General features: G+C 66.7%; 5 protein-coding genes. 2 read left to right on the forward strand and 3 right to left on the reverse strand.

The features are described from left to right. Positions 1 to 6: 6 nt before the first annotated feature. Positions 7 to 2,838 carry an FAD-binding and (Fe-S)-binding domain-containing protein gene (locus G0A00_RS19860; RefSeq protein ID WP_164183372.1) on the reverse strand — a complete coding sequence of 944 codons (2,832 nt, stop codon included), beginning with the start codon at positions 2,836 to 2,838 and terminating at the stop codon, positions 7 to 9. A 60-nt stretch (positions 2,839 to 2,898) separates the two neighbouring features. Here G0A00_RS19860 and G0A00_RS19865 point away from each other — a divergent pair, with 60 nt between their 5' ends. After that, positions 2,899 to 3,840 (forward strand): LysR family transcriptional regulator, encoded by a 942-nt coding sequence (locus tag G0A00_RS19865; protein ID WP_164183370.1) that lies wholly within the window; start codon positions 2,899 to 2,901, stop codon positions 3,838 to 3,840. Here G0A00_RS19865 and G0A00_RS19870 read toward each other — a convergent pair. Beyond that, on the reverse strand, positions 3,797 to 5,995 hold the full coding sequence (locus tag G0A00_RS19870; RefSeq protein ID WP_164183368.1) for a heavy metal translocating P-type ATPase: 2,199 nt from the start codon (positions 5,993 to 5,995) through the stop codon (positions 3,797 to 3,799). The two genes, G0A00_RS19865 and G0A00_RS19870, sit on opposite strands and share 44 nt — an antisense overlap. A 151-nt stretch (positions 5,996 to 6,146) precedes the next feature. On the opposite strand from G0A00_RS19870, the gene G0A00_RS19875 reads away from it, so the two are divergent. Then, complete coding sequence (locus G0A00_RS19875) at positions 6,147 to 6,575, forward strand: helix-turn-helix domain-containing protein (protein WP_164183367.1); 429 nt, start codon at positions 6,147 to 6,149, stop codon at positions 6,573 to 6,575. A 16-nt stretch (positions 6,576 to 6,591) separates the two neighbouring features. Here the strand turns inward: G0A00_RS19875 and G0A00_RS19880 are convergent, their stop codons facing one another. Then, a complete protein-coding gene (locus G0A00_RS19880) occupies positions 6,592 to 8,490 on the reverse strand; it encodes an HWE histidine kinase domain-containing protein (protein WP_164183365.1) in 1,899 nt (632 codons plus the stop codon). Positions 8,491 to 8,745: the final 255 nt, after the last annotated feature.

An 8,745-nucleotide genomic window follows, 5' to 3' on the forward strand; every position in this document is an offset into this window, starting at 1 on the left:
CGAAGCTTATTTCAGACGGTCGGCAATCAGGCCTAGCGGGTGACGCATCGGCATGCCCGAGAGCCGTTCGGTCTGGCAGCGGCAGGAAAACCCCGTGGCCACTGCCGCCTCGGCCTTGGCCAAAGGCTCCGCCCAGGACATATCGAACAGCTTGCGAGACATCTGCTGGTGCCGTTCTTTGTGCCCGAACATGCCCGCCATGCCGCAGCAGCCGGTTGCGGGCGTGTCGATCTGCAGCCCAAGCGCGGCAAACACCTCCTGCCAGTCTTTCCGCGCCGCCGGAGCTCCGGTGCTTTCGGTGCAATGGGTGAAGAGGCTCAGCGCTCCGCCGGGCACCTGCGGCAGCATCGCCCCGCGCCGGACCTCCGCCGCAAGAAATTCCTGCGGCAAGAGCACCTCGGGCACGTCGAGCCCCGCATTGCGATAGTCCTGCCGCAGCGCCATGACGAAGGCCGGGTCGAGACCGATCATCGGCGCGCCGCTGGCCGCTCCGTCCCTAAGAGCCGCCACCAAACGCCCCGCCATCTTCGCAAACCCCGCCCGGTCGCCAAGGTCGCCCGCCACTTTGCCCGCTGGCAGCATCTCGACAAAAAGCGGCGCATAGCCGAGGGCCGTGAGGCCTTGATAGACATCGCGCTGCGTCGCGCCGTCATAGAGCGCCGAGAACCAATCCATCCACACAAGAACCGCGCGCTCCGGAAGCGCGCGCTGTTTTAGTTCGGCCAGTGAGATCCGTGCCGAACGCGGCAAGGGGTGCGCCAGATCACCGGGCAAGTCCGTCACGCCCAGCACGGCCTCTACCACGCGCCGCGCGAGCGGCCAGAAGGGGCGTATCACGGGTGCCGCGCGCAGCATGAGCGGGCTCAGACGTTCGGCCAGCAGCATCGCCCGGTCGGTCAGCGGCCGCGCCTTACGGGTGTAGACCTCCGCGTAAAACGCCGCCCGCATCGCCGGAATATCCACCTGCACCGGGCAGGTCGAGGCGCAGGCCTTGCAGCCGAGGCAGGTGTCGAGCGTGCCGAGAAGATCCGCCTCGTCAATCGTCGCCTCTCCGGTCCGCTGGTCCTGGTGCCATGCGCGCAGCGCATCGGCGCGTCCCTTCGGCGAGTGCCGCACATCCCCCGTCGCCTTGAAGGACGGGCACATGGGCACGCTCGCCGCATAGCTGAGGCATTGCGCATTGCCGTTGCAGCGGAAGGCCTTTTCCAGCGGGTCGCCCTCGGGCGCGTTGAACGGGCGGAAGGGTGTCGTGGCGATCCCCATGACCGGCGCTCCCGCGGCGACCAGCTTGCCGGGATTGAAACGCCCCGAAGGATCGAAGGCGGCCTTTACCCCCTGCAACGCGGCATAGGCCTCTGGCCCGATCCAGCCTTCGAGATAGGCGCCGCGCACCCCTTTTCCGTGCTCGCCCCAGAAGATGCCGCCATGGCGGTTGACCAGCTCGAAGATCTCGTCAGAAACCTGCACCAGCCGCGCGCGGCCCTCCTCTGTGTCGATGTCGAGCGCCGGGCGGATGTGCAGACAGCCCACATCCACATGGCCGTAGATGCCAAAGCTCAGCCCATGCCGGGTGAGAATATCTAGAAAACCGTCGAGGAACTCCGGCAGCGTCTCGGGCGGCACAACGCAATCTTCGACGAAGGCAACGGGGCGCGACCGGCCGTCGATCTTGCCAAGCAGCCCGACACCGGCCGAGCGGACCGCCCAAAGGTCGCGGATTTCATCGCTGCCTGCCGCAACATGCACCGCCCGGATGCCGGGCAAGCCCTGCAGACGCGCCTCACAAGCCGCGATGCGCGCCGCAAGTTCCGCCGCATCATCGCCATTGAATTCAACGAACGTATAGGCCAGTGCTTCGCCGCCCTGCGGACGCAGGGTTTCGGGCAGGCGGCCAAGCAGACCGGCCTCTTCGGCCAGCGCCTGCACCCGCTCGTCCATCACCTCGATGGCGGTCGGGTTGTCCAGCAGCAGCGGCATCGCGGCGGCCAGCGAGTCGCGGAAACTGGCAAACCCGGCGACCACGAGGCGCTTTTCCTTGGGCAGCGGGCGGAGCTTCACCCGGATGCGGGTGATCGGCCCAAGCGTGCCTTCGGATCCGGGGAACAGCCGCCACCACTGGAAGCCGCCCTCTTCGGGGCAGGCGCGCTCGAGGTCATAGCCGGTGAAGCGACGGTTGAGCCGCGGGGTGTTTTTGATGAAGGCCGCGCGCCCGGCCCGCGCTGCGGTTTCTGCCGCCGCCAGCATCGGCGCGGCCCAGTCCGGCGCGGCACTGAGGCTGGAGACAAGTCCCTGCCCCCGCGCGATCTCGACCCCCAAGAGGTTGTCCGAGGTCTTGCCGTAGATGCGCGAGCCCTTGCCCGAAGCATCGGTCGACACCATGCCGCCGACGACGCAGCGGGTAGAAGTCGAGGTTTCGGGCGCAAAGAACAGCCCCTTGGACCGCAGCTGCGCGTTCAGATCGTCGAGCACGATGCCCGGCTCCACGTCGGCCCATTGTCCCTCGGGATCGACCTCCAGCAGCCGGTGCATGTGGCGGCGCATGTCGAGGATGATGCCGCGGTTGAGGCTCTGGCCATTGGTGCCGGTGCCGCCGCCGCGCGCGGTCAGCGGGACATGGGCAAACTCGGGCCGCTCCAGCACCGACATGCAAGCCACCACATCCGCGGCATCGCGCGGCGCGACGATGAGGTCGGGAAGGATGCGATAGACCGAATTGTCGGTGGACATGGCCGCCCTGAGCGCGCTGTCACGCGTCACCTCTCCGCGAAAGCCCGCGTCCTTCAGGGCGCGGGGAAGTCGGTCGATGGCGTCGGAAAGGCTGCGGTCGGTGGCGGTCATCTGGGTCTCCTGTCTGGCGGCATATTGACCGAAGACCCGTATTCTTTGAAATTGAAACATATGAAGATTGATTCAGAAAATACGAACTTCAACCTGCGCCACCTGCGGGCCATCCACGCGATCCGCGCCGAGGGCAGTTTTGCCCGCGCGGCGGACCGTCTGGGTGTGGTGCCTTCGGCGCTGACCGAGACGGTCCGCCAGCTTGAGGACATCGCCGGCGGCGCGCTCTTTGACCGTCGGTCCCGCCCGCCTGCGCCCACGCCGCTGGGGCAGGAGTTTCTTGACGAGACGGCGCCGCTGCTCACGGCCATGGACCGCGCGCTGTCGCGGCTGCGCGACCGGGCGCGTGGTCTGCACGGGCGCCTTCGGATCGGCGCGACCCCCTCGGCGATCACCCCGCATGTGGCCCCAGCGATTGCCGCTTTCCGGCAGAGCCATCCCGATGTGGAACTCACCCTGCATGACGATGTTGCCGAGGCGCTGGCGGGCATGGTCGCCGACGACCGGCTGGATCTGGCCATCGCGGGGCGCGCCCGCAGCTCGCCCGATCTTGTTCAGACCGAGATTGCCGCCGATCTCTTCGGGCTGGCCTGCGCCGCGGGTCACCCTCTGGCGCGTGCCGCGGCGGCGGTGCCGCTGGATGCCATTGATCCGCAAGAGCTCATTCACCTGGGCGCGGACACCGGCACCTCGCGGCTGCTTGCGGGCGCGGCGCTGCCCGCGCGGTTCAAAACCGGCCCACTGCGGAGCCATTCCACCATCGCGCAGCTTTGCCTCGTACGCGCGGGCGTGGGGATCGCGCTGCTGCCGCGCAATGCGGTAGAGCTGTTCAACGATCCGGGCATCGCCTTTGTCCCGCTCGCGGACCTGCGGCTCGAACGCAAGCTCTACCTGCTGACCCCGGCGCGCCGCGCGCCCTCGCCCACCGCCGCGGCCTTCGAAGAGCAGTTTCGCGGCCTTAGTGCGAAGACGGCCGAAAGCCGAGCAGACGCAGCGCGTTGAGCGTCACCAGCACAGTGGCCCCGGTGTCCGCGAGGATCGCAACCCAAAGCCCGGTGACACCAAGGATCGTCGTCACCAGAAACACCCCCTTCAGCCCCAGCGCGAGGGCGACGTTTTGGCGGATGTTGCGCATGGTGGCACGCGACAGGCGCAGCAGACCCGGGACGTCGGCCACCCGGTCCCGCAGCAGCGCGCCATCGGCGGTCTCGAGCGCCACATCGGTGCCGGATCCCATTGCCAGACCGACATCGGCGACGGCGAGAGCCGGGGCATCGTTGATCCCGTCTCCGATCATCATCACCCGCCGCCCCTTGGCCAATGCCTGCAGCGCCGTCACCTTGTCCTGCGGCAGCAAGCCCGCCTGATGTGCGATGCCGATTTGCGCGCCGATGGCAGCCGCGGTGCGGGCGTTGTCGCCGGTCAGCATGGTGCTGGCGATCCCCATCTCTGCCAGCGACGCGACGGCTTTGGCGGCATCGGCGCGCGGCTCGTCGCGCAGGGCGATCAGGCCGAGCAGACGGTCCGTCGTGAACACCGTCACGACCGTCTTCCCCGCCTCTTCGAGCCCGGCCAGCTGTCGCGCCACGTTTGGCGGCAGCAGACCCGCCGCTTCGGCAAGGCGCGGGGCGCCGACCGTCACGCGCAGTCCGCCGACCATGGCAAAGGCCCCCTGCCCGGCCAGAACTCCGGCGTCCTGCGCGGGCGGGATATCCAGCCCCTCCGCGCGGGCGATGATGGCGCGCGCCAGCGGGTGACTGCTGCCATGCTCTACCGCTGCCGCGAGACGCAGCAATTCACTCTCATCATCGGAAACCGCACAGAGATCAGTCACCTGCGGGCGGCCTTCGGTCAATGTGCCGGTCTTGTCGAAGACCACTAGCGAGGTCTGCGCCGCCGCCTCCACCACCGCGCCACCCTTAAGCAGCAACCCATGGCGCGCTCCGGTCGACAGGGCCGAAGCGATGGAAGCGGGCACCGAGATCACCAGCGCGCAGGGGCAGCCGATCAGCAAAAGCGCCAGTCCGCGATAGATCCACGTCGACCACTCTGCGCCCCCGACCAGCGGCGGCAGCACCGCCACAAGCAGCGCCGCACCGACGACCGCAGGCATGTACCAGCGGCTGAAACGCTCGATAAACCGTTCGGTCGGAGCCCGCGCGCTTTCAGCCTCTTCGACCAGTCGCACAATGCGGGCGATCGTATTGTCCTCGGCGGCCCGAGACACACGCACGCGCAGTTCGGCTTCGGCATTGATCGACCCGGCAAAGACCTCGGCCCCTATGTCCTTTGGCGCGGGAACGCTTTCTCCGGTGACCGGGCTTTCATCGACGCTGGACCGGCCCGCGATAACCGTGCCGTCGGCCGGCACCCTGTCGCCCGGCCGGACCTGCACCACCTGCCCGACCTGCAGGTGCGCCGCAGCGATCTCGCGCGGCTGTGAGCCCACCATCACGCGCGCGGTCTTGGGAACCAGAGACGCCAGCGAGCGGATGCCCTGCCGCGCTTTGCCAGCCGCAACCCCCTCCAGCACTTCCCCTAGGGCGAAGAGAAACACCACCACGGCGGCTTCGCCTGCCGCCCCGATGAAGAGCGCGCCCACGGCGGCGATGCTCATCAGCATCTCGATGGTGAACGGCATTCCCGCCAAGGCCATCTTGAACGCCCTGCGCGCAATCGGCGCGGCCCCGAGCAGGGTCGCGATGACAAAGGCCCAATGCGCCAGCCCCCCTCCGGCCAACAGTTCGATGCCCCAAGCCACAGCCAAGAGCCCGCCGGTGCCGATAAGCATCCGCCCCTTGGTCGTCTGATGCCAGCCGCTCTCTTCCACGGTGGCGTCTTCCGCGGCGGCGTCTTCTGGTGCAGACGCGAGTGGGATGATCGCGTCGTCAGGTAGAACGAAAGCCCCCTTCGGGCGCTCCGTCGGTTGGCCCTTCGCAGCGATCCCAAAGCCTAAGCCCCGAACCGCACTCTCGATCTCTGTCCGCGAGGTCTGCGTTTCGTCCAAGTGCAGCCGCAACCGTTCGGTCATCAATGCTACTTCGACGCCTGAGGCACCGGGGAACCGCTCGACCGCGCCGCGGACTTTCGCCGCGCAGGAACCACAGTCCATGCCTGTCACCCGCCATTCCAAGGTCTCTTCGGTCGTCGTCGTCATCGGTCTGTCCCAATTGAATCTGAGGGTCGACGCAGAAGATAGGAGCTACAGCTACTGTAGGTTCAAGCAATTTCTCAAAGAATTTTAGCGCCCTCTGGTCTTGCCGCCCGCACGCCAATATCTACAGTGCATGTAGCTTTTGGAGATCGAGATGCTGACCATCGGAACCCTCGCCAAACGAACCGGCAGCAAGGTTCAGACCATCCGCTATTACGAGCAGATCGGCCTTATGCCCGAACCGGGGCGTACGGAGGGCGGCCAGCGCCGCTATGGACATGCCGAGCTCGACCGGCTGGCCTTCATCCGGCACGCCCGCGATCTTGGGTTTTCGCTCGAGGCGATCCGGGAATTGCTGGACCTGTCGGACACGCCGGACCACGCCTGCGACCATGTGGACGCCATCGCGCAGAAACAACTGCGCGCGGTCGAGGCGCGGATCGTCAGGCTCGAAGCCCTGCGCGCGGAACTGAAGCGGATGATCGGGCAATGTTCCGGCGGCAGCGTTGCCGATTGCCGGGTGCTGGAAGTGCTGCGCGACCATGGCGAGTGCCTGTCGGACCATCACCAAGGCGATGCCTAGCGGCGGGCGAAGGGGCTCACATGCTTTTCAGCGTGGCCAGAAGCTCTGCCTCGGAGATGGGTTTTGCAAGCCGGGGCACGCCGGTCATCGCCTCACCGTCGTAGCCCGAGATGATCACCACCGGCACACCGTGCGCCATCAGCTTGTCCAGCACAGCTGTCGAGCGCTCGCCCGCAAGGTTCTCGTCCAGCAGGGCAAGGTCAGGCATGCCTTTCTCCAGAGCTTCGAGCGCCGTAGCAACGGTGCCATGCTGCCCGAAAAGCGAATAGCCCGCGTCTTCCATCATGCCTGCGAGATCCAGCGCGATGATCGGCTCGTCCTCGACGATCAGGACCGTCGTTGCGGGATCGTCTTCCCCCGCGATCACCTCGGCGGCGGAGTTGCGCGGCTCCGCGGACCAAGCGTCGTTGCGCAGCGTGACCGCGTAGCTGAACTGTCCCGGTACAATGCCTTGCTCGATCTGCCCCTGAAAATGGTCCTGAACCACACGCTGCAGCAGAACGGTGCCGAAGCCGCGCGGAAGGTCGTCTTGATCCGCCTTGGGCGCGATGAGGCCAGACCGCTCGACCCAGCGCAGCAACACCGCGCCATCTTCGTCCCGCACGCTCCAATCCACTTCGAGCGCGCCCTCGGGATCACCAAGCGCGCCATGTTTGAGGGCGTTGGTGCTCATCTCATGGATCATCATCGCCAGCAGTTGTGCATCACCCGCCGGCAGCGAAACTTCGGGGCCAGACAGCGACAGGCGAACGCCTTCGGCGACGCCGAAGGTCGCGATCTCGACCTCGATCACCTCGCGCAGGGTCAGACCGTCCCACTTGCGCTGCGACAGCAGACCATGGATCCGTGCCAAAGCCGCGATCCGGTCATCGAGCTTGGCCTTGTAATCCGCGACGGTCTCGGCCGAAATCAACCGCGCCACGGCGCGCAGGATCGCCAGAATATTCCGCGCGCGGTGATCGATCTCCTGAGACATCACCGCCTCGCGCGCCCGCGCCCGCTCCAGCTCGGCCCAAGACATCACCGTCTCGAGCACCTTCTCGACCAGAGCCACGTCGAGCACGCCCGTCGATCGGTGCCGGGACCAGTGGATATAGAGCACCGCATGCAGCGCGCCGCCCGACAGCCACGGCACCAGCACGCCGCTGGCCAGATTGCGCGCTGACATATAGGCCGCCGTCTCGGGCTCCTGCCCCGCCTCGCCTCTGCTGACGAAGACGTCCTTGCCTGCTTCGAGCTCGGCCAGCAGCGCCGGGCCGAACATCGACGCCCCCTCCGGCCGACGCGCCGAAGATTGCGGCGGGTAAACCTCGCACAGCGGAACGACGGTGCCGCTGCCATCGAACTCCGTCAGCCCGACAAGATCGGCCCCAAGATGGGTTCCGAGCCGCTCAAGAGAGACCTGCATCCCGTCCTGCGCGCTGGTGCAATTGCGCAGGGCTTCGTTCAGCTTCACCATGCATTCGGCGTTGCGCCGCTGGATCACGTTTTCGGTTGTCTCGCTCCCCGAATTCCAGATCCCGACGATTTCACCAAGCTCGCCGCGCATCGGCGTAAAGCTATAGTTCCAATAGGTTTCTTCCAGATAGCCAAAGCGCTGCATGGGCAGCATCTGGTCTTCGAGGAAAAGCCCGGTGCCGCTGCGGATCACCTCGTTGAACTGCGGCTCGATGATCGACCAGATGTCGCTCCAGACCTCGCGCGCGGGCGCACCGAGCGAGGCCGGATGCCGCGGTCCGGGGATCGAGGCCCAGGCGTCGTTATATAGAAGCCGCAACTCCGGGCCCCAGTAGATGGCCGTGGGAAACGCCGAATTGAGACAGATCGACAGCGCGGACCGCAGGGACTGCGGCCAGTTCTCGGGCGGGCCGAAAGGGTGTGCACTCCAGTCAGTCTCACGGATACGCCGCGCCATCTCGCCGTCCCCAGCAAGAAAATCCATTGGCCCAAAGTGCGCATCTTGCTGACGAAGCATCCTGTTCCCCCACGACGCTGATGCAGTGCAACATAGCAGCCCGCGAGGGCCCGGCCATAGGCGCTGCGGGTGATTGGCGTTGGGTCATTCGGATACCCTGCCCTACGTCGAGGGCAGGCAGTCGGCTCAATCCTGGCGCGAATGCCCACACAAACGCGTATAGCGCGACCGGGGTTGGTCGCGTGGCGGGCGCTT

This window comes from Salipiger sp. PrR002, assembly GCF_010500775.1.
Classification (GTDB): domain Bacteria; phylum Pseudomonadota; class Alphaproteobacteria; order Rhodobacterales; family Rhodobacteraceae; genus Salipiger.

Bases quoted from the DNA above. Each gene is read 5' to 3' on its own strand.
- G0A00_RS19860 (WP_164183372.1), bottom strand. From the start codon at position 2,838: ATGACCGCCACCGACCGCAGCCTTTCCGACGCCATCGACCGACTTCCC.
- G0A00_RS19865 (WP_164183370.1), top strand. From the start codon at position 2,899: ATGAAGATTGATTCAGAAAATACGAACTTCAACCTGCGCCACCTGCGG.
- G0A00_RS19870 (WP_164183368.1), bottom strand. From the start codon at position 5,995: ATGACGACGACGACCGAAGAGACCTTGGAATGGCGGGTGACAGGCATG.
- G0A00_RS19875 (WP_164183367.1), top strand. From the start codon at position 6,147: ATGCTGACCATCGGAACCCTCGCCAAACGAACCGGCAGCAAGGTTCAG.
- G0A00_RS19880 (WP_164183365.1), bottom strand. From the start codon at position 8,490: ATGGCGCGGCGTATCCGTGAGACTGACTGGAGTGCACACCCTTTCGGC.